Consider the following 20,053-nt stretch of genomic DNA (forward strand, 5'->3'; position numbering starts at 1 on the left):
GCGTCGGCCAAGCGGTCCGGGGGATGACAGAGGCGGCCGACGGCCCGGGGCACCGGCCGAGCGGTCCGGGGGTGACAGAGGCGGCCGACGGCCCGGGGCACCGGCCGAGCGGCCCAGGGGACGAGGAGAGCGCCCGACCGTCCGGGCACCGGCGAAACGGTCCGCGTACGCCGAGGCGGCCGGTCGCGGGTGCGGCCGGCCGCCTCGGAAGCCGTCGGCTCACACCGCGGTGGCCAGTTGCTCCTCGCTCCGCACGCGCGGCACGAAGCGGATCCTGGGGCGGCCCTGATGCCACCCGAGGGACACCCGCAGACCGCCGACGCGGGCCAGGACCAGGCCGATCGCCGTCGCCGCGAGCGCCGAGACCAGTCCGCCGAGCGCGAAGCCCACCCGGGGCCCGTAGGTGTCGGTGACCCAGCCGATCAGCGGCGCGCCCAGCGGTGTGCCGCCCACGAAGACCATCATGAACAGCGCCATGACCCGGCCGCGCATGGCCGGGTCGGTGGCCATCTGCACCGAGGTGTTCGCGGTGACGTTCACCGTCAGCCCGAAGATCCCGATCGGGACCATCAGCAGCGAGAACAGCCAGAGCGTGGGTGCCGTGGCGGCCACCACCTCCAGCGCGCCGAAGGCCACCGCGGCGGCGATCAGCACCCGCAGCCGGGCCGTGCCCCGCCGGGCGGCGAGCAGTGCTCCGGTCAGCGACCCGATCGCCATCAGTGTGTTGAAGAGGCTGTAGGCGCCCGCGCCCGAGTGGAAGACGTCGTCCGCGTACGCCGACAGCCAGACGGGGAAGTTGAAACCGAAGGTGCCGATGAAGCCGACGAGGACGATCGGCCAGATCAGTTCGGGCCGGCCGGCGACGTACTGGAGACCTTCGCGGAGCTGGCCCTTGGCCCGCGGCGCCCGCTGGACGACGTGCAGTTCGCGGGACCGCATCAGCAGCAGGCTCGCGAGCGGGGCCACGAAGGACAGGCCGTTGAGCAGGAAGGCCCAGCCGGTGCCCACGCCGGTGATCAGCAGGCCCGCGACGGCGGGTCCGACCAGTCGCGCGGACTGGAAGTTGGCCGAGTTCAGGCTGACCGCGTTCTGGAGCTGGCCGGGGCCGACCATCTCGGAGACGAAGGACTGGCGTGCCGGGTTGTCGACGACGGTGGCCATGCCGACGGCGAAGGCGGCGAGGTAGACGTGCCAGACCTGGACGTGGCCGGTCAGGGTCAGGAAGGCGAGGACGAGGCCGGTGAGGGCCATCGCCGTCTGGGTCACCAGCAGGGTGGGGCGCTTGGGCAGACGGTCGACCAGGACACCGCCGTACAGGCCGAAGAGCAGCATCGGCAGGAACTGGAGCGCGGTGGTGATGCCGACCGCGGCGGAGGAGCCGGTCAGGCTGAGGACCAGCCAGTCCTGGGCGATGCGCTGCATCCAGGTGCCGGTGTTGGAGACGACCTGGCCGAGGAAGAACAGACGGTAGTTCCGGATCTTCAGCGAGCTGAACATCGAGGAGGAGCGGGGGGAGTCGCGGGTGGATGCGGAGTCGTGGGTGGCTGGTGCGGGGGCGGAGTGTGCTCCGGGTCCCGTACTCAAAAGGGCTCGCCTCCAGGGCATAGGGGACGTCGGCGTCGTGTGGGGCGTCGGCGCTTGGGGGGGGGAGGGCGGCCCCGTCCCGTGCGATCCGCGATCGGACGAGGGCCGCCGGCGGTCAGATGTGCGCGAGCTTCTCCAGGACGGGGGCGGCCTCGCGGAGCTTGGCCCATTCGTCCTCGTCGAGGGCCTCGACCAGCCCGGCCAGGAACGCGTTCCGTCTGCGGCGGCTCTCTTCGAGCATGGCCTCCGCCTTGTCGGTCTGCGTCACCACCTTCTGGCGCCGGTCCTCGGGGTGCGGCTCCAGCCTGACGAGCTCCTTGGCCTCCAGCAGCGCGACGATGCGGGTCATCGACGGGGGCTGCACGTGCTCCTTGCGGGCGAGCTCGCCCGGCGTGGCGCTGCCGCAGCGGGCGAGGGTGCCGAGCACCGACATCTCGGTGGGGCTCAGCGACTCGTCGACCCGCTGGTGCTTGAGTCGACGCGACAACCGCATCACTGCGGAGCGCAAGGCGTTCACGGCGGCCTCGTCGTCGCCATGGGTGAGGTCAGGCATGTTGTTTAGCGTAACTCATTACTCTCGCTAAAGAACAATGGGGCGCGTGTGAAACGCGCCATCGGACGCGGAGATCACTCATATGAGTGAGATCGCACCGGAAAGTGACCCGAATCCGGTCGGGAAACGGCCACCCTCGACTCCATGGGGACCAGCGTGCTCAGCCTGCGTATCGACGGGGAGCTGCTCGAACGGCTCCGCCACCATGCCGCGAAACGCGGAATGAGCGTCCAGGACTATGTGGTCCGGACGCTCATTCGCGACGACTTCGACCAGCGGTTCCAGACCGCTGTTGAGGAGACGGAGAAGTTCTACGGGGTCACGTGAGACCCCGTATCCCTGCCGCCGATCAGGTCAGGCCGAGGGCGGGCATGAGGTAGTAGAAGGTGAACACCGCCGACACCACGTACATGGCGACCGGGATGTCCCGGCCCCGGCCCGCCGCCAGGCGCAGCACGACGAAGGTGATGAAGCCCATCCCGATGCCGTTGGTGATCGAGTAGGTGAACGGCATCATCATCATGGTCACGAAGGCCGGGATGGCGATCGTGTAGTCCGCCCAGTCGATCTCCTTGACCGAGTGGGACATGATCAGGAAGCCGACCGCGATCAGCGCGGGAGTGGCCGCCTGGGACGGGACCATCGTGGCGACGGGGGTCAGGAACAGGGCGACGGCGAACAGCCCGCCGGTGACCACGTTCGCGAAGCCCGTGCGGGCACCCTCGCCGACGCCGGCCGTGGACTCCACGAAGCAGGTGGTGGCCGAGGAGGAGGAGGCACCGCCCGCGGCGACGGCGATGCCGTCGACGAACAGGACCTTGTTGATGCCGGGCATGTTGCCCTGCGCGTCCGTCAGCTTGGCCTCGTCGCTGATGCCCATGATCGTGCCCATCGCGTCGAAGAAGCACGACAGCAGCACGGTGAAGACGAAGAGGATGCCGGTCAGCACGCCGACCTTGCTGAAGCCGCCGAACAGGCTGAACTGGCCGATCAGGCCGAAGTCCGGGCTGGCGACCGGGTTGCCCGGCCACTTCGGCGTGGTCAGGCCCCAGGACGGGATGGTGGTGACGGAGTTGATGATCACCGCGGCGACCGTCATGGTGACGATCGAGATGAGGATGGCGCCGGGCACCTTGCGCACGATCAGCGCGAGGGTCAGCAGGGTGCCGAGGATGAAGATCAGGACCGGCCAGCCGTGCAGGTGGCCGTCGGTGCCGAGCTGAAGCGGGACCGTCGTCTGGGCCACGTCCGGGATGCGGGTGACGAAGCCGGAGTCGACCAGGCCGATCAGCATGATGAACAGGCCGATGCCGATCGCGATGCCCTTGCGCAGGCCGAGCGGCACCGCGTTCATGACGCGCTCGCGCAGACCGGTGGCGACCAGGAGCATCACGACGAAGCCCGCGAGGACGACCATGCCCATCGCGTCCGGCCACGACATCCGGGGCGCGAGCTGGAGGGCGACGACGGTGTTCACGCCGAGGCCCGCCGCCAGCGCGATCGGCACGTTGCCGATGACGCCCATGAGGAGGGTGGTGAAGGCCGCGGTCAGCGCGGTCGCGGTGACGAGCTGCCCGTTGTCGAGGTGGTGCCCGTACATGTCCTTCGCGCTGCCCAGAATGATCGGGTTCAGCACGATGATGTACGCCATCGCGAAGAAGGTGGCGAAACCGCCGCGGATCTCGCGCGGGAGGCTGGAGCCCCGCTCGGAGATCTTGAAGTAGCGGTCGAGGGCGCTCTGCGCGGGCCGGGACTCCGGCTCCTGCGGGGCGGGGGCCTTGGTGGCGGCCGAGGTGGACATGCGGGTCCTCAAACGTGCAGGGGGACGGGATGTGATCGAGCCTGGTCAGTGGTCGTTCACCAGCAGGTTCCCCCAGGTCACTGTTGGTGGTTCATACGAATACAACTGGCCAGACTCGGACCGTTTCAGTATGAACATATGAGTCGGAAATCGCTATCTCCGCGCGTAGACCCTTGCGGTACAAGGGGAGACCGGGTGCGGACACAACCGGTCGCCGACCCTCGTAAGCTGTGCACATGGCGAAGTGGACCCCCAAGCACGAGGCGCCGGAGCCCCTGGAGGGCCCCGTGGTCGCCACCATCACGGGCGGCACGATCCTCTGGTTCGTCCTCTTCCTGGTGCAGCTGCCCTTCTACGGCTGGTTCGACGACCACGGACACCTGTGGTGGCTGTGGACCTGTCTGGCCGGCGCGGGCCTCGGACTCATCGGCATCTGGTACGTCCGCAAGCGCGACGCGGCGATCAAGCGCGCCCAGGGGGCGGACTCCCCGGTGGCCCCCGTGGCGGAGTGACGCCGGCCCCCGTGCCGCAGTGCGCCCGCTCCCGTGGCGGAGTGCGCCCCCTCCCGTGACGGAGTGACGCCGGCTCACGCCCCGCCCCCGTAACGGAGTAACGGCGGCCCCCCGGCCGTCCCCGCGGCGGAGTGACGGCCCCGCGTCTCCACCCAGGGCAGCATTCCCCGCCGTCCGTGCTCCTCCCCAGGTCGGAACTTCGGTCCACTCGGCGGGTGAAGCCGCATATCGGCACGTACCGTCGATGGCATGAGCCACACCGACGCGGGCGCCGGACTCGATCCCGTTCACCCCGTGCCCATACCCGCCTCCCGGCGGGCCGAGGGACTGTCGGCCGCCGAGGTGGCCGAGCGGGTCGCGCGCGGCGAGGTCAACGACGTACCCGTCCGCAGCAGCCGCTCCGTGGGCGAGATCGTCCGGGCGAACGTGTTCACCCGGTTCAACGCGATCATCGGCGTCCTGTGGCTGATCATGCTGTTCGTGGCCCCGTTCCAGGACAGCCTGTTCGGATACGTGATCATCGCCAACACCGGGATCGGCATCATCCAGGAATGGCGGGCCAAGAAGACGCTGGACTCGCTCGCGGTGATCGGCGAGGTGAAGCCCACCGTCCGCAGGGACGGGGTCGCCGCCGAGGTGAGATCGTCGCAGATCGTGCTCGGGGACCTCATCGAGATCGGACCGGGCGACAAGGTCGCCGTCGACGGCACCTGCGCCGAGGCCGACGGGCTGGAGATCGACGAATCACTGCTCACCGGTGAGGCCGACCCCGTCGTCAAGCACGCCGGGGACGCGGTGATGTCGGGCAGCTTCGTGGTCGCGGGAAGCGGCGCGTTCACGGCGACGAAGGTGGGCCGGGAGGCGTACGCGGCCCAGCTGGCGGAGGACGCCTCGCGGTTCACGCTGGTCCACTCCGAGCTGCGCAGCGGCATCTCCACGATCCTCAAGTACGTGACGTGGATGATGATTCCGACCGCCATCGGCCTGGTCATCAGCCAGCTGGTCGTCAAGCAGCACGGCTTCAAGGACTCCATCGCGCGGACCGTCGGCGGGATCGTCCCGATGGTCCCCGAGGGGCTCGTCCTGCTCACCTCGGTCGCCTTCGCGATCGGCGTCATCCGCCTTGGCCGAAAACAGTGCCTCGTACAGGAACTTCCCGCCATCGAGGGCCTCGCCCGCATCGACACCGTCTGTCTGGACAAGACGGGCACCCTCACCGAGGGCGGCATGGACGTCACCGAGCTGCGGCCCCTCCAGGGCACCGACGAGTCGTATCTGCGCAAGGTCCTCGGCGCGCTCGGCGAGTCCGATCCCCGGCCGAACGCCTCCCTCCAGGCGATCATCGCCGCCTACCCGGACAGCGAGGACTGGCGCTGCACCCAGTCCCTGCCGTTCTCCTCCGCCCGCAAGTACAGCGGCGCCGGCTTCAGCGAGGGCAACGGCGAGTCGAGCACCTGGCTGCTCGGCGCCCCCGACGTGCTGCTGCCCGCCGGGGACACGGCACTCGCCGAGACCGAGCGGCTCAACGAGGCGGGGCTGCGGGTGCTGCTGCTCGCGAGGACCACCAAGGACCTGGAGGACCCGGACGTCGCCGCGGCCGCCCGGCCCGCCGCGCTCATCGTGCTGGAGCAGCGGCTGCGCCCGGACGCGGCCGACACCCTGCGCTATTTCGCCGAGCAGGACGTCAAGGCCAAGGTCATCTCCGGCGACAACGCGGTGTCGGTGGGGGCGGTCGCCGGGAAGCTGGGGCTCACCGGCGAGGTGGTCGACGCGCGCGAGCTGCCGGCCGAACCGGTGGAGATGGCGGAGTCCCTGGAGAAGGGCACGGTCTTCGGCCGGGTCACCCCGCAGCAGAAGCGGGACATGGTCGGCGCCCTCCAGTCCCACGGGCACACGGTGGCGATGACCGGCGACGGCGTGAACGACGTGCTGGCGCTGAAGGACGCCGACATCGGGGTGAGCATGGGCTCGGGGTCCGAGGCGACCCGCGCCGTGGCCCAGATCGTGCTGCTGAACAACAGCTTCTCGACGCTGCCCTCGGTGGTCGGGGAGGGCCGCCGGGTCATCGGGAACATCACCCGGGTCGCGACGCTGTTCCTGGTGAAGACGGTCTATTCGGTGCTGCTGGCCGTGCTGGTGGTGTGCTGGCAGGTGGAATATCCCTTCCTGCCGCGCCATCTGACCCTGCTGTCCACCCTCACGATCGGCATTCCGGCGTTCTTCCTCGCCCTCGCCCCCAACAAGGAGCGGGCCCAGCCCCACTTCGTGCGGCGGGTGATGCGGTACTCGATCCCGGGCGGGGTCGTGGCGGGAACGGCGACCTTCGTGATGTATCTGATCGCACGCCATCACTACACGGGTGCGGGCTCCCTGGAGGCGGAGACGAGCGCCGCGACACTGACGCTGTTCCTGGTCTCGATGTGGGTGCTCGCGATCATCGCCCGGCCCTACACCTGGTGGCGGATCTGCCTCGTCGCCTCGATGGGCGGGGCGTTCCTGCTCGTGCTCATGGTGCCGAGGCTTCAGCACTTCTTCGCGCTGAAGCTGGTCGGCGCGACGATGCCGTGGGTCGCGGTGCTGATCTCGGCGGTGGCGGCGGCCGTCCTGGAGTTCCTGTGGAGATGGGTCGACCGCCGCGTTCCCGCTTAGGACACCTCCTGGGGAGGTGTCACCGGTTCACGGCGCGGCTCACTGCACGTCGACGTAGTCGCCCGCGGCGCTGACGGCCGGCGTGGTCGAGGTGCCCGCGAAGCTGTAGCGGAAGTAACCGTCGACGGTGGCCGTCGTGGTGGTCTTCAGCCCGCCGGTGCTGTTCGTCTTGACCGTCTTGACCGTGGTGTAGGTGGTGCTGTTCTTCTTGCGGAACTGGAGCTTCACCGGCTGGACGGTGTAGCCCTGGTACTTGCCGTTGTCCCAGTTCGCACGGGTCAGGGCGCCGGTGACCGTGACGGTCTTGCCCTTCTTCACCGGCTCCGGGGCGGCGTTGACCGTCAGCTTCGACAGACGCTGGACCTGGAAGCCCTTGGCGTTGTCCTTCTGCGTGTAGTCGGCGTCCTTGCCGGCCGCGATGGCCCAGACCTTCCAGCCTCCGGCCACCGCGTCGATCAGGTTATAGCCCGGCTTCATGTCGAAGGTCGACTTGCAGGTCGACGTCGTGGTGTTGACCTTGGTGCAGGTGGCACGGCCGTTGCTGCTGTTGGCGACGGCACCGCTGTCGGCCGCGTCGAGGTTCGCGCCGTGGTACAGGATCACCTGTGCCCAGTCGACGCCCGAGGCGTCCTTCGCGGTGAAGCTGACCGTGATGGTCTTCTTGGCGGTCGCGCCGACGACGACCGGCGTACCGCCGTTCACCACGACGTTCGAGATCGTGGTGTCCCCGTGGACCTCGTCGGCCTGTGCGGCGGGCACGGCGAGGGCGGAGAGAGCCAGGGCGCCGGAGACGGCGGCCACAGTGGCACGTATGCGCATGCGATCCCCACGTAAAACAGGGGCCCCGACGGTGGTCGGTCCTGACGGCTCGTGGTCGTGGGGCCCAAGTGATGGTCGGGTCTGTTGACCCGGAAGAGAAGATCGACCGCGCATGCGAAAAGTTGTACGCGTGGTGAACTTTTTCGACCGGCGGCGGGAAAAGGCAAACCCCCGGCCCGTAGGCCGGGGGTTTCGGGTCCTTCGGACCGTCCGGGTGTTACCGCACGTCGACGTAGTCACCCGTGGCCTTGACGGCCGGGGTGGTCGCGGTGCCCACGAAGCTGTAGCGGAAGTAACCGTCGACGGTGGCCGTCGTGGTGGTCTTCAGCTCGCCGGTGCTGTTCGTCTTGACCGTCTTGACCGTGGTGTAGGTGGTGCTGTTCTTCTTGCGGAACTGGAGCTGCACCGACTGGCCGGTGTAGCCGTGGTACTTGTGGTCCTCCCAGTTGGCGCGGGAGAGCTTGCCGGTGACCGTGACGGTCTTGCCCTTCTTCACGGGCTCCGGCGAGGCGTTCACGGTCAGCTTGGAGTAGCGCTGGAGCTTGCTGGTGGTCAGCGCGTCCTGGTCGATGTAGCCGACCTTGCTGAGGTCGGCGTTCTCGTCGGTCAGGTCGACGCCGTTGAGGGCGATGGCGACACCGATCGCCTTCCACGTGGTGGCGTCGGCGTTGACCAGTTCGTCGTCGCCCGGGTAGATGTCGATGGTGCTCTTGCAGGTGGCGGTGGTCGCCGAGGTGATGGTGCACGACGGGAAGTCGTCGCCGACCAGGATGCCGACGGGCTCGTCGTAGCTGCCGCGGTAGAGCTCGACGTCCAGCAGGAAGTCGTCGGCGGTGATGTCGACGGAGGCGCCGTGCTTGATGCTGAAGGTGACCGGGGCGGTGACGTGGTTGGTGGTCCCGACGACGATCGGCTTGCCGTTGTTGACCTTCACGTTGGAGAAGGACAGGTCGAGGGCGTAGGGCACGCCGGTGGTGGCGCCCGTGGATCCGGTGTACGCGGTCCTGCCCGAGGCGGCGCGAGCGGCCTCCTGCACCTTGGCGATGTCCGCGCGGTGGTCGCTGGAGCCGGCGGCGTGGGCGCCCGGCGCGACGAAGGCGGAGAGAGCCAGGGCGCCGGAGACGGCGGCCACTGTGGCACGAATACGCATGCGATCCCCCAGTGGAAACAGGGCCCGGATGTGGTCGTTCCTCGCGGCTCGTGGTCACAGGGGCCCAAGTGATGGCGGAGTCTGCTGACTCGTGAGGAAAGATCGCCGAGACGCGCGAATGGTTGTACGGAAAATGAATTCTTGTGCAGCACGCACGAAGATCGCCGGGGCCCGGACGGCGGAGATCCCCGGCCCTTGGAAGGACCGGGGATCTCCGGGCGGATCAGGTGTTACTGAACGTCGACGTAGTCGCCCGCGGCGCTGACGGCCGGGGTGGTCGAGGTGCCCGCGAAGCTGTAGCGGAAGTAACCGTCGGCGGTCGCCGTGACGGTGGTCTTCAGCGAGCCCGTCGAGCTGCTGGTGACGGTCTTCAGCGTCGTGTAGGTGGTGCTGCCCGCCTTGCGGAACTGGAGCTTCACCGGCTGGACGGTGTAGCCGTGGTAGGCGTTGTCCTCCCAGTTGGCGCGGGTGAGGGCACCGGTGACCGTGATGGTCTTGCCCTTCTTCACCGGCTCGGGGGACGCGTCGACCGTGAGCTTGGAGTAGCGCTGGACCGAGGTGGTGGCCAGGTCGCCCTTCAGGGCGGACACGTTGTCGGCCGGGGTCACCGCCAGCGCGCCGGCCGTCCACTTGCCCGCGTCGGAGTTGAGCAGTTCGTACGACGCGTCGGCCGTGCCCGCGGCGGGGTAGATGTCGATCTGCCCCGTGCAGTTGGCCGTGGTGGAGCTGGTCGCGGTGCAGGTCGCCGGGTTGTCGGCGATCAGCACGTTGTCCGGGGTGGCCAGCGAGCCCTTGTAGATGAGGGGGCCGTTGTCGTAGTCGGTCGTTCCGAGCTTGTACGTCGAGTCGAAGGTCATCGAGTAGGTGACCGGGACGGCGACGTGGTTGCTCGTGCCGACCTTGATCGCGGTGGCGATCTTGAAGTTCGAGAAGCTGACGTTCAGCGTCGAGCCGGCCGAGGCGGCGTACGTGGTACGGCCGGCGGCGGCGACGGCCTTCGCGGCCTCCGTGCGGAACGACGGGGCTGAACCGGCGGCGTGGGCGGCCGGCAGGGCGAGGGCAGAGAGGGCCAGGGCGCCGGAAGCGGCGGCCACGATGGCGCGAGTACGCATGATTCCCCTGATGGAGAAAGTGGGCGTGGGGCCCAAGTGATCGTTGAGTCTGTTGACTCACGTGAGGAGATCGTCCGGCTGGGGAGACAGTTGTACGGACGTCGAAACGTTTTGCGCAAGGATTGCAAATCCGTGGTCCGGCCCTGGAAAACCCGGGGCCGGACGCACGGAGGGTGACCGCTACCTCACGTCGACGTAGTCACCCGCGGCGTTGACCGCCGGGGACGGCAGCCGCGGCCCGGGGGTAGCGCCGGCCTCACCGCGACGGTCGAGGTCGCCGACGACCGCACTTGGGTCCCGGCCGCCCCGGGCCGCGTGCCGACGGAAGGCCAGAGTGCCCGGACATTGAAGACCGGGTGAAGGAACCGTGAACTCGGCGGCCCCTCGCCTCCGCCGTCCCGCCCGCCCGGACCGCCCCGGCCGCCCCGGCCGATCGGCCCCGGACGGGTCCGGGGCCGGGCCGGGCATGCTTCGGGCAGGTCAGTCGAACCAGCGGTCGCGGGCCAGTTCTTCTGTGCGCGACGGGTCCTCCAGGAGTGCGGCGACCTCGAAGCGGCGGGGCCACTGGGCCGCCGACCAGGCGAGTCCGGCGGCGACGCCCTCCAGGGTGGCGGCGTGCAGCACTCCGTCCCGGGTGCGGCGCCAGTCGAGTTCGGTGCCGTCGACCACCAGCTCCTCGTGCTCGACGTACGAGGCGGGGGTCGCGGGGCCCAGCAGGACCCGTACGGACTCCGGTACCTCGTGCTCGGTGCCCTCGGAGGTGACCTCGCCGGTGACGGACTCGCTCAGCCGCCGCACCTGGAACAGCTCGGCGAGCTCGGCGGCCCGCGCCGGAGGCACCGGCAGCAGCGGCACCCCGCCGGTGAAGGCCAGCAGATCCGGTGAGTCCACGACCATCGCGTCGGCCGCGTCCACGACCCGCACCTCGCCGTCCACGACCGCCCTCAACTCGTCCGGCAGGGTGACCTGTTCGGGGTCGAGATCGGCCAGCGCGCCGTACAGGGCGTGCAGTTGGGCCCCGGTGACATGGCGGTCGGGGTCGGCGAGCCGGTCGAGTAGTTCGGCCGCGCCGCCCGGCTCGTCCAGCAGGGCGGCCACGGACGTACGGACGCCGAGCGCCCGCAGGACCTGTTCGTCGTCGAAGCCGGTCGCGTCGGCCTCGTCGTACAGACCGCGCAGCAGCGGATCGCCGCCGGCAGCCAGCAGACCGGCCGGGCGGCGCCCGTCGAGCACCGGGTGCCCGCGCAGCCACCACGCCGTGTACGGCCGGACGATCTCGTGCCTGCCGTCCGGGAGCAGGACGCGCACCTGCTGGATGATCGCGTCCCGCAGCGGCGGCCTGGAGAGCAGTGCGAGGGCCTGCGGCCAGTGGTCGTCGTCCACCAGGTCCAGGTCCCGCACGGCCACGATCTCGGTGGCGACGGGCGGCACGGGCGAGTCGGGCAGCCGGTCGAGGACGTCCTCGCACCACACGTCGACGGCGTCCAGCAGGCCCGCGTCGTCGGGCTCGGCGAAGTCCGCGTCCCGCGGCTCCAGTTCATCGGGATCGAGAACGACGTCGGTGGCGCGCACCAGGGCGAAGCCCGCGAGGACGCCGCAGGCCGCGAGCGGCTGCTCTCCCCAGCGGTCGGCCAACTCGGCGTCCACGTAGGCCAGTTCGTCCTCGCGCATGATCCGGGCGAACGGGCTCTTGGGCAGCACGAGTTCACCGGCGGGCGCCAGTTCGCCCTCCTCGTCCGGCAGCGCGAGCGCGCCGAGCCAGGGCTCGTCACCGGGTTCGAGCGCGGCGTCACGGACCAGCGCGAGGACGGTGTCCGCGAGCTCCTCCGCGTCCAGGGCGTCCTCGTCCCAGGCCCCGCCCTCGTCGTCGAGCGAGGCGGCCACGGCGGCCCGCACCTGCGGAGTGGTGAGCACCGCGCGCGGCGAGGCCGGCAGCGCGCCCAGCTTCTCCAGGAGCGGGTGGGCCGCGTCCGGGTGCGCGACCTTGAGGCCGAGCCGGGCGAGCGTGCCGGGGGCCACCAGGGAGCCCTCGGCGGTGGGCAGCAGGATCTGGCGGGGCCCGATCGTCGTCCGGCCGTCGGCGAGCGGCACCGGCAGTCCCGACAGCCGGTCCGGGTCGACCCCGGCGAGGCTGTCGTACAGGCGGTACCACCACTCCGGGTCCTTCTCCAGACCGGCCAGCCGGTCCACGGCCTCGGTCAGCGCGACCCGGGCCACGCCCAGCGTGCGCAGTTCCACCCGCCGTTCGAGCCCGGCGGGCAGCAGTCCCGTCAGCACCTCGGCAAGCACCCGGACGGTCTCGGCGCCCGCGCCCTCCACGACCTCGGCGTCGCGCGGCCGCAGGGCGACGGGGTTCTCCGCCGCGCTCGCGGGCCAGTCCTCGGGGGCGTCGGCCGTGGGCAGCCGGTCCGGCGGGGCGGCGGGCGGCAGGAACGCGGTCCGGGGCAGCCGGTCCAGGATCGCCTGCCGCAGCGCTCCGTCGAGTTCGCCCCTGCCGAGCGGGCCGGGCACCAGGTCGATGATCCCGGTGTCCACCGGCCGCCAGGAGGCGAGGAGCTCGGCGTACGCGTCGGCCGCGCGTTCCACCAGGAACTCCGTCAGCGGGCCGGGGGCCGCGTGGCGGCGGGTGGTGTCGAGCGGGAAGGAGGCGATGAGGAGCGCGGGCACGCCGAGGGCTTCGTCGCTCGGGGTCGGCGCGTGCAGGACGGGGCTGGTGCGGGGCCCGGCCGGGGCTCCCTCGGGGCCCACCGGGACGGCCCAGGTCACCGACCAGCGCGGACGCAGCCGTTCCTCGACCGGGCGGTCGGCGAGCAGGGCGGGGTCGAGGGGGCCGTGCGCGGAGACGGTGCGGTAGCGGGTCGTGCCGTCGCGGGAGTCGTCGATGACGGTGCCGTGCTCGGCGGGGGTGCGGCGCAGGGTGCGGACCTCGCCGTCGCCGATCTCGACGACCACTTCCTCCAGGCCGGGCAGGGCCAGCAGGAGGGCGTCGTCGACGGTGCGCAGGAGGCGCTCGGCGAGGTCCTCGGCGGCGGTGTCGCGCAACGGGAGGATCACCGCGGTGTCGTACGGGTCGGGGGCGGTGCCCTCGGCCGCGAACGGCAGCCTCAGCAGCGGCACATGGCCGTCCCGGCGGCGGATCTCCTCGCCGAGGCCGGGGCTGTCGGCCGCGGTGCCGCCGGCGAGGTCGCGGGCCTCGGCGAGCGACCAGCGGACGCCGCCGCCGCGGCCGACGACGGCGGGCTCGTCGGTGACGGCGAGCACCGCGGCGAAGCCGACGCCGAAGCGGCCCACGGCGGTGTCGGGGGCGTCGCGCTTCGCGGACGCTCTGAGGGTGGCGAGGGATTCGACGCCCGGGGCGTCGAGGGGGGCGCCGGTGTTGGCCGCGACGAGGACTCCGTCGCGGAGCGTGAGGCGGAGCCGGCCCGGGGCGTCGGCGCGGGCCGCGGCGTCGGCGGCGTTCTGGGCGAGTTCCACGACGAGGCGGTCGCGGTAGCCGCCGAGGACGAGGTCCTCCTCGGCGTTGGCGTCCTCGCGGAACCTGGCCGGGCTGGTCGCCCAGGCGTCCAGTACTCCGCGGCGCAGGCGCGCCGTGCCGAACGGGTCCGCACCCTCGGCAGCAGGCCGCACGAACTTACTCACGGGTTCACTCTCCCTCTCGCCTGGCGCGACCGCGAATGGTGCACCGGGTCGCGGCATGAAGGTACCGCGCGGGGTCGCTCGCGCTGACGTCACCGGGTTCGGTCCGGTGGGGGGGTCGGGGCCGTGCCGGTGCATCAGCCCGTCGCCGTTGGATGAGGAGTGACCGTCGGTGGCGACGGGCATCGATGTACCGGCACGGCCCCTCACACCGGATCCCGGCCGCGGGAGCGCCCAGATTCCGGCTCCGGCCGACACAACCGGTCGCATTTCAGCCCCGGCCGGGGAAAAGTTTCAGCCCCTCCGGCGTTTGAGGAGCGGGGTCCCGGGCGGAGCCCCGGGTACGGGTCGGGTAGGGGCGGAGGGGGCGAGGAGGCGCTGCTCGCGCCCGTGCCGGGTGCCGGTGCCGGCACAGGGGCCAGTCAGGAGTGGCCCAGCTCCGCCTCGGAGTCGTCCGTCGTCGACGGGACCGAGCCCGAGTCGGGGGACGGACGGAGCGGGAACGGGTCCACCCGGGTCTCGTCGATCACCGGCAGCGGCGGCCGAGGAGGCGTCGGCATGACGGCGGCCTCGGAGTGCCCCCCGCACCCGTACGCGAGCGACACCACCCGCCCGTCCGCAGGCGAGAACTCGTTCGCGCAGACACCGAACGCCTGCCCGAGCGAGCCCCCGATCCGGTTCAGGAAGCCACAGCTGACGCACGTCGCGGGCGCGGCCTGCGCCATCGCGGTCTTGGCCCCGTACGACTCCTCCCAGCGGTCGGCCGCGACATGCAGCCCGTACCGGGAGAGCACCCGGGCCCGGCGCAGCCCCAGTTCCTCGGCCACGGAGGCGATCGAACCCCGGCGCGGGACCATCGGCAGATGCGCGGGCGTCCCCGCGGTCACCTCCGCGTCCTCCGCCTCCACCAGCTCGGCCATGTCCTCGGAGACCGCGGAGTTCGGCGCGGGCTCGTCCTCACCCGAGTAGCCCGGCTCCAGCCGGAGATCCTCGGCGTCCGTGGGCAGCAGGTCCCCCGGGCCCATGTCACCGGGACGCAGCCGCTCGCTCCACGGCACCCACTCCGGGGCCAGCAGGGCGTCCGTGCCGGGCAGCAGGACCGTCTCGTCGAGGGTGACGATCTTCGCCCGGGAGGCGCGGGCCACGGTCGACGCCCAGCGCCAGCCGCGGTACCCGGGTTCCTTGCACTCGAAGTAGTGCGTGACAACGCGGTCCCCCTCGGAGACCATTCCGAGATGCTCGCCGACGACGCCCGGATAGGCGGCTTCCTCGGCGGCCGCGCGCGCGAGGTCGACGGCCTCGGCGCACAGACGGTCTGGGGTGCGGCTTCGCGTTGTCGCTGCGCTCACAGGTATCGCTTCTCTCCTACGCCGTCTCACGGGTGCGCCAGTCCTCGGCGGGGGTGCGGACGGAGCGGACCGGTGGGCCGCGTCGACGTCCGCGCCCGATCGCACTCGGGCGCACCTACGCCATCCATTCTGCGGGATGGCCGAGAGGCGCGCGGCCGAGAACAATCGCCGCAGGCGCGTTACGCACGCTACCTTCTCCTGGCCCCTGGGCCCACACCGGCGGCCGTCTTCGGTGCTCCGCGCCGAGGATCTTCGCCACGCGACGCGCCCCGGACCCCGCCGTTCCGGGCCGGAGATTTCCCTGCCGCCCACCCGTCCCGCGCCGTCAGATGGGCCCCACTCGGCCCCCGTACGCGCGGTAACCGCACTACGCACCCCGAACTCGGGGCACTATGACGGAGTGGCGTCCGCGAGGTCACCCCAGGGAGCAACCGGTGTCGGTGGCGCCAAGGGGAGCAACCAAAGTGGCGGATCGGGCCGGCTCGCCGGGTCCGTCCGTGCGGTGGGACGTGCCCTGCACTTCCCGGTGCGCAAGACCGCGCGCGGCATCCGCAAGGCGACCCACGCGCACGGAGCGGGCGAGTCCGGCCTCGGGAAACTGATCGAACTGCACGCGGTGAACGGCGCGGGCGACGTCATGATCACGGTGGCGCTGGCGTCCACCGTGTTCTTCTCCGTGCCGACCGACGAGGCCCGCAGCAGGGTCGCCCTCTACCTGGGCATCACGATGGCGCCCTTCGCCGTCCTCGCCCCGGTGATCGGCCCGCTGCTCGACCGGCTGCCGCACGGCCGGCGGGCCGCGATGGCGGGCTCGATGCTCGCGCGGGCGATGCTCGCCCTGATCCTGGCGAGCGCGGTGGTCACCGGCACCTTCGAGCTGTACCCGGCCGCGCTCGGCGTGCTGGTCGCCTCCAAGGCGTACGGCGTGGTGCGCAGCGCCGTCGTACCCCGGCTTCTACCACCCACGTTCTCCCTGGTCAAAGCCAATTCCAGAGTCACCCTAGGCGGGCTCCTGGCCACCGGTGTGGCCGGGCCGATCGCCGCCCTGCTCCAGTCGGCGGGCGCCCGCTATCCGCTCTACGGCGCCTTCACGATCTTCATCCTGGGCACCTTCCTGTCGTTCTCGCTGCCGCCCAAGGTGGACTCCGCCAAGGGCGAGGACACGGCACTGCTCGCCGCCGACGCCGACCACCTGCACGGCCCGCACCTGAAGAAACCCCCGCGCCCCGGACTGCGGACCGTGGGCACGGCCGTCACCCACGCGCTCGGCGCCAACGCCTCGCTGCGCTGCCTGTCCGGCTTCCTGATCTTCTTCCTCGCCTTCCTGCTGCGCGAGCACCCGCTCACCGGCAAGAGCGCGGCGGTCTCGCTCGGCCTGGTCGTCGTCTCGGCGGGCGTGGGCAACGCGCTCGGCACGGCCGTCGGGGCCTGGCTGAAGCAGCGCGCCCCGGAGATCATCGTCGTGACCGTGGTCGCCTTCGTCCTGGCCACCGCGATCGTCGCGGCGCTCTTCTTCGGCACGCTGATGGTGGCGGCCCTCGCCGCGATCGCCGGCTTCGCCCAGGCCCTCGCGAAGCTGTCCCTGGACGCGATGATCCAGCGCGACGTCCCCGAACTTGTCCGGAATTCGGCGTTCGCGCGCTCCGAGACACTGCTCCAGATGGCCTGGGTCCTCGGCGGCGCCATCGGCATCGCGATGCCGCTCAACGGCCCCCTCGGCCTCTCCGTGGCCGCCGGGATCGTCGCCGTCGGGTGGCTGACGACCGTACGGGGACTGCTCCTGGTGGCACGCCGCGGCGGATCGGCCCGCAGCCGCGTCTCCTGAGCCGCGCGGGGGCCTCGTACGGCACGCCGCACCCCACGTGGGGGCACGGGTGAGCCTGCCCGATAGCCTTCGGTCATGACCTCCCTGCCCCGCGGCAGAGCCGCTAATGGACAACGCGCTGCGCGCCGTCGCCGCGCCGTCGCCACGGTCGGCGCCGTTTCCGCCGGACTCCTCGCCCTGTCCGCCTGTGACAAGCCGACCCCGATGGCCACCGTCACGGTCGGCGACAAGTCGGTGAGCTCCGAGGCCGACTGCTACAACGACGGCAACGCCGTGAAGACGTCGGACCTGACGAGCTGCCTGCGGTCCAAGGACATCAAGTCGATCGACGTCGACCCCGACGCGACCGTGCGGTTCGGCGTGGACCCGAAGATCGCCGACAACGGCTGGACGATCCTGATGAACGGGCAGCAGCTGCTGCCCGAGAGCACCAAGAAGACGTACCTGACGATCCCGGGCAGCGTCTTCTTCAACCAGCAGTACGGCGCCACCGGCACCTCGACGCTCGTCTCCATCAAGGAGGGCGACAAGACGGTGACCGGCCTGTGGTCCTTCAAGTTCAAGAAGGACTCGGACAACTGATCGCCCCCGCCGGGCCGAGGGTGCTCGTGGCCACCGCCGTCTCCGCGGAGCGGGAAGCGGTGGCCGCGGCGTCGTCCGGCACGGCGCGGGAGATACGGCTTCCGGGGGCGACGCTCCACCGGGCCGACGGGCTCGATCTGCTCGCCGCCGGTGTCGGTCCCGCCCTCGCCGCCGCCTCCGTCTCCGCCGCCCTGACCACAGCGGCCCTCAACGGCACGCCCTACGGCCTCGTCGTCTGCGCCGGGATCGCCGGCGGATTCCAGCCCGGCGCGCCCGTGGGATCCCTCGTGGTCGCCGACGACATCGTGGCGGCGGACCTGGGCGCCGAGGCGCCTGAAGGGTTCCTGCCGGTCACCGAGCTCGGCTTCGGAACCGTCAGCCACCGGCCTCCCGAATCACTCGTACGAGCGGTCGCGGCCGCCACCGGCGCCGGTGTCGGAACCGTCCTCACGGTGTCGACCGTGACCGGCAGCGCCGCACGCGCCGACGAACTGCGCGCCCGGCACCCGCGCGCCCTCGCCGAGGCGATGGAGGGCTTCGGGGTCGCCGAGGCGGCCGGCGCCCACGGTGTGCCGGTCCTGGAGATCCGCGCGGTGTCCAATCCCGTCGGCCCGCGCGACCGCGCCGCGTGGAACATCGGCGCCGCCCTCGCGGCCCTCACCGGCGCGTTCGGGAAGCTGACACCCCTGCTGGAGAGTTGGAACCCTCATGAGCGCACCGACTGACACCGCGAACACCCTGCGGATCGCCTACTCGCCCTGCCCGAACGACACCTTCGTCTTCGACGCCTGGGCGCACGGCCGGGTCCCGGGAGCACCCTCCCTCGACGTGACGTTCGCGGACATCGACATCACCAACGGGATGGCCGAACGCGGCGAGTTCGACGTACTGAAGGTGTCGTACGCCGTACTGCCGTACGTCCTCGACGACTACGCGCTGCTGCCCTGCGGCGGCGCCCTCGGGCGCGGCTGCGGCCCGCTCGTGCTGACCAGGGAGGCCGGGGCCGACCTCACGGGCCGTACGGTGGCCGTGCCGAGCGAGCGGTCGACGGCCTACCTGCTGTTCCGGCTGTGGGCGGCGGACACGGTCCCCGGCGGGGTCGGCGAGATCGTGGTCATGCCGTTCCACGAGATCATGCCGGCCGTGCGCGACGGGAAGGTCGACGCGGGGCTCGTCATCCACGAGGCTCGTTTCACCTACCAGAACTACGGCCTGCACAAGCTCGCCGACATGGGCGAGCACTGGGAGCACACCACCGGGCTGCCGATCCCGCTGGGCGCGATCATCGCCAGGCGTTCGCTGGGAGCGGAGCGGCTGCTGGAGCTCGCCGCGGCGGCCCGGGCCTCGGTCCGCGCCGCCTGGGACGACCCCGAGGCCTCCCGGCCCTACGTCCTGGAACACGCCCAGGAGATGGACCCGGGCGTCGCGGACCAGCACATCGGCCTGTACGTCAACGAGTTCACGGCCGATCTGGGCGAGCCCGGATACGCGGCGGTCCGCGGGCTGCTCACGCGCGCGGCGGCCGAGGGGCTGGTGCCGCCCCTCGGGCCGGACGCGCTGGCGTTTCCCTGATCCCCGGTCACCGGCACCGGACCTCGCCGGGCCGTCGCGGCCGGGGTCCGGTCACACGTCGAGCTGGTCGGCGACCGCGCGGAGCAGACCCGCGATCTGCTTGCCCGAGGTCTTGTCGGGGTAGCGGCCCTGTTCCAGGGTGGGCGTGATGTTCTCGAGCAGGGTCGTCAGGTCCTGGACGATGGAGGCCAGTTCGTCCGGTTTGCGGCGCTGGGCCGCCGCCACCGAGGGGGCGGGTTCCAGAAGGGTCACCGAGAGCGCCTGATCGCCGCGCTGACCGGCCACGACACCGAACTCGACACGCTGGCCGGGCTTGAGGGCGTCTACTCCGGCGGGCAGGACCGAGGAATGGACGAAGACGTCGCCGCCGTCGTCACGGGAGAGAAAGCCGAAGCCCTTCTCAGTGTTGAACCACTTGACTTTGCCGGTGGGCACGTCTGTCCTCGTCCTCGTACTCGTCGGAAACTTCTCGGGGAACGGCTCGGGCGGTTGCAGGGGCAACTGCCCTTCAAACGCCTCTGGATAGCACTACAGCGGGTCCGCCGACCCGCCGGTACCAAGGCTAATGGTCCGTCGGCTCGTGACAAGACGTCGCTGGATTGTTCCTTCGCGCAGGGAACTACCCTGGTGGGGTGCGTGACAAAACCCAAGTGAATTCCGCCGAAGCCGGTGACCGGCTGATCCGTGCCGGTGCCATCGTGTTCTTCGTCGGAGCGTTGGCCACACTGGTCACCGTGGCCCCGCTGTTCCTCGGAACGAAACCCTTTCCGTTCTACATGTTCGGCTTGAGCATGCTCATGGGCGTGGGATTCCTGCTGGCCGCCGCGGGCGTGCTCCGGTCCGCCGCCGAGGGCCGCCGCCGGGCGCGCGCGGCCCGTTCCTGACGGCGCCCGCCCGCTCCCGGCCCCC

The 20,053-nt window shown here is 71.2% G+C and carries 17 protein-coding genes; 8 read left to right on the forward strand and 9 right to left on the reverse strand.

Annotated features, from left to right (window positions below; translation table 11 throughout):
* Positions 1-219: 219 nt before the first annotated feature.
* Together WJM95_RS14170 and WJM95_RS14175 are read right to left on the reverse strand one after the other, a co-directional pair.
* Positions 220-1,497 carry an MFS transporter gene (locus WJM95_RS14170; protein ID WP_339130040.1) on the reverse strand — a complete coding sequence of 426 codons (1,278 nt, stop codon included), beginning with the start codon at positions 1,495-1,497 and terminating at the stop codon, positions 220-222.
* A 202-nt stretch (positions 1,498-1,699) separates the two neighbouring features.
* Entirely contained in the window at positions 1,700-2,137 is a 438-nt protein-coding gene (locus WJM95_RS14175; RefSeq protein ID WP_339130041.1) for a MarR family transcriptional regulator, read from the reverse strand.
* Positions 2,138-2,281: 144 nt separating this feature from the next.
* On the opposite strand from WJM95_RS14175, the gene WJM95_RS14180 reads away from it, so the two are divergent.
* The gene (locus WJM95_RS14180; protein WP_339130043.1) at positions 2,282-2,464 is read left to right on the forward strand and encodes a ribbon-helix-helix protein, CopG family; all 183 of its coding nucleotides are present in this window, start codon (positions 2,282-2,284) and stop codon (positions 2,462-2,464) included.
* Positions 2,465-2,486: 22 nt separating this feature from the next.
* On the opposite strand, the gene WJM95_RS14185 is transcribed toward WJM95_RS14180, so the two are convergent.
* Positions 2,487-3,938, reverse strand: a complete 1,452-nt coding sequence (locus WJM95_RS14185; protein ID WP_339130044.1) for an NCS2 family permease — start codon at positions 3,936-3,938, stop codon at positions 2,487-2,489.
* A 236-nt stretch (positions 3,939-4,174) separates the two neighbouring features.
* Between WJM95_RS14185 and WJM95_RS14190 the strand changes: the two genes are divergently transcribed.
* Complete coding sequence (locus WJM95_RS14190) at positions 4,175-4,450, forward strand: DUF2530 domain-containing protein (protein ID WP_339130045.1); 276 nt, start codon at positions 4,175-4,177, stop codon at positions 4,448-4,450.
* A gap of 249 nt (positions 4,451-4,699) precedes the next feature.
* Positions 4,700-7,099, forward strand: coding sequence for a cation-translocating P-type ATPase (locus tag WJM95_RS14195; protein WP_339130046.1), 2,400 nt, complete (start codon positions 4,700-4,702; stop codon positions 7,097-7,099).
* 39 nt (positions 7,100-7,138) lie between these two features.
* On the opposite strand, the gene WJM95_RS14200 is transcribed toward WJM95_RS14195, so the two are convergent.
* The 5 genes from WJM95_RS14200 to WJM95_RS14220 form a co-directional block, all read right to left on the reverse strand.
* Positions 7,139-7,918 carry a calcium-binding protein gene (locus tag WJM95_RS14200; RefSeq protein WP_339130047.1) on the reverse strand — a complete coding sequence of 260 codons (780 nt, stop codon included), beginning with the start codon at positions 7,916-7,918 and terminating at the stop codon, positions 7,139-7,141.
* 217 nt (positions 7,919-8,135) lie between these two features.
* Entirely contained in the window at positions 8,136-9,068 is a 933-nt protein-coding gene (locus WJM95_RS14205) for a hypothetical protein (protein WP_339130049.1), read from the reverse strand.
* A 230-nt stretch (positions 9,069-9,298) separates the two neighbouring features.
* Positions 9,299-10,180 (reverse strand): hypothetical protein, encoded by an 882-nt coding sequence (locus WJM95_RS14210; protein WP_339130050.1) that lies wholly within the window; start codon positions 10,178-10,180, stop codon positions 9,299-9,301.
* A 480-nt stretch (positions 10,181-10,660) separates the two neighbouring features.
* Positions 10,661-13,819 (reverse strand): molecular chaperone Hsp90, encoded by a 3,159-nt coding sequence (locus WJM95_RS14215; RefSeq protein WP_339130051.1) that lies wholly within the window; start codon positions 13,817-13,819, stop codon positions 10,661-10,663.
* 419 nt (positions 13,820-14,238) lie between these two features.
* Positions 14,239-15,165 (reverse strand): DUF3027 domain-containing protein, encoded by a 927-nt coding sequence (locus tag WJM95_RS14220; RefSeq protein ID WP_339130052.1) that lies wholly within the window; start codon positions 15,163-15,165, stop codon positions 14,239-14,241.
* 400 nt (positions 15,166-15,565) lie between these two features.
* Here WJM95_RS14220 and WJM95_RS14225 point away from each other — a divergent pair, with 400 nt between their 5' ends.
* The 4 genes from WJM95_RS14225 (at position 15,566) to WJM95_RS14240 (ending at position 19,144) form a co-directional block, all read left to right on the forward strand.
* Positions 15,566-16,990: an MFS transporter gene (locus tag WJM95_RS14225; protein WP_339130053.1), complete on the forward strand. Its 1,425-nt coding sequence runs from the start codon at positions 15,566-15,568 to the stop codon at positions 16,988-16,990.
* 75 nt (positions 16,991-17,065) lie between these two features.
* Positions 17,066-17,572: a DUF2771 domain-containing protein gene (locus WJM95_RS14230; protein ID WP_339130054.1), complete on the forward strand. Its 507-nt coding sequence runs from the start codon at positions 17,066-17,068 to the stop codon at positions 17,570-17,572.
* A 20-nt stretch (positions 17,573-17,592) separates the two neighbouring features.
* Positions 17,593-18,297 carry a futalosine hydrolase gene (locus tag WJM95_RS14235; protein ID WP_339135557.1) on the forward strand — a complete coding sequence of 235 codons (705 nt, stop codon included), beginning with the start codon at positions 17,593-17,595 and terminating at the stop codon, positions 18,295-18,297.
* Entirely contained in the window at positions 18,281-19,144 is an 864-nt protein-coding gene (locus WJM95_RS14240; protein WP_339130056.1) for a 1,4-dihydroxy-6-naphthoate synthase, read from the forward strand. Before WJM95_RS14235 ends, WJM95_RS14240 begins: the two co-directional genes overlap by 17 nt.
* A 51-nt stretch (positions 19,145-19,195) precedes the next feature.
* Here the strand turns inward: WJM95_RS14240 and WJM95_RS14245 are convergent, their stop codons facing one another.
* Positions 19,196-19,579 (reverse strand): cold-shock protein, encoded by a 384-nt coding sequence (locus WJM95_RS14245; RefSeq protein ID WP_339130057.1) that lies wholly within the window; start codon positions 19,577-19,579, stop codon positions 19,196-19,198.
* A gap of 197 nt (positions 19,580-19,776) precedes the next feature.
* Here WJM95_RS14245 and WJM95_RS14250 point away from each other — a divergent pair, with 197 nt between their 5' ends.
* Positions 19,777-20,028, forward strand: coding sequence for a hypothetical protein (locus WJM95_RS14250; protein ID WP_339130058.1), 252 nt, complete (start codon positions 19,777-19,779; stop codon positions 20,026-20,028).
* Positions 20,029-20,053: the final 25 nt, after the last annotated feature.

It is taken from the genome of Streptomyces sp. f51 (assembly GCF_037940415.1).
Lineage (GTDB): Bacteria > Actinomycetota > Actinomycetes > Streptomycetales > Streptomycetaceae > Streptomyces.

Bases quoted from the DNA above. Each gene is read 5' to 3' on its own strand.
- WJM95_RS14170 (WP_339130040.1), bottom strand. From the start codon at position 1,497: ATGTTCAGCTCGCTGAAGATCCGGAACTACCGTCTGTTCTTCCTCGGC.
- WJM95_RS14175 (WP_339130041.1), bottom strand. From the start codon at position 2,137: ATGCCTGACCTCACCCATGGCGACGACGAGGCCGCCGTGAACGCCTTG.
- WJM95_RS14180 (WP_339130043.1), top strand. From the start codon at position 2,282: ATGGGGACCAGCGTGCTCAGCCTGCGTATCGACGGGGAGCTGCTCGAA.
- WJM95_RS14185 (WP_339130044.1), bottom strand. From the start codon at position 3,938: ATGTCCACCTCGGCCGCCACCAAGGCCCCCGCCCCGCAGGAGCCGGAG.
- WJM95_RS14190 (WP_339130045.1), top strand. From the start codon at position 4,175: ATGGCGAAGTGGACCCCCAAGCACGAGGCGCCGGAGCCCCTGGAGGGC.
- WJM95_RS14195 (WP_339130046.1), top strand. From the start codon at position 4,700: ATGAGCCACACCGACGCGGGCGCCGGACTCGATCCCGTTCACCCCGTG.
- WJM95_RS14200 (WP_339130047.1), bottom strand. From the start codon at position 7,918: ATGCGCATACGTGCCACTGTGGCCGCCGTCTCCGGCGCCCTGGCTCTC.
- WJM95_RS14205 (WP_339130049.1), bottom strand. From the start codon at position 9,068: ATGCGTATTCGTGCCACAGTGGCCGCCGTCTCCGGCGCCCTGGCTCTC.
- WJM95_RS14210 (WP_339130050.1), bottom strand. From the start codon at position 10,180: ATGCGTACTCGCGCCATCGTGGCCGCCGCTTCCGGCGCCCTGGCCCTC.
- WJM95_RS14230 (WP_339130054.1), top strand. From the start codon at position 17,066: ATGACCTCCCTGCCCCGCGGCAGAGCCGCTAATGGACAACGCGCTGCG.
- WJM95_RS14240 (WP_339130056.1), top strand. From the start codon at position 18,281: ATGAGCGCACCGACTGACACCGCGAACACCCTGCGGATCGCCTACTCG.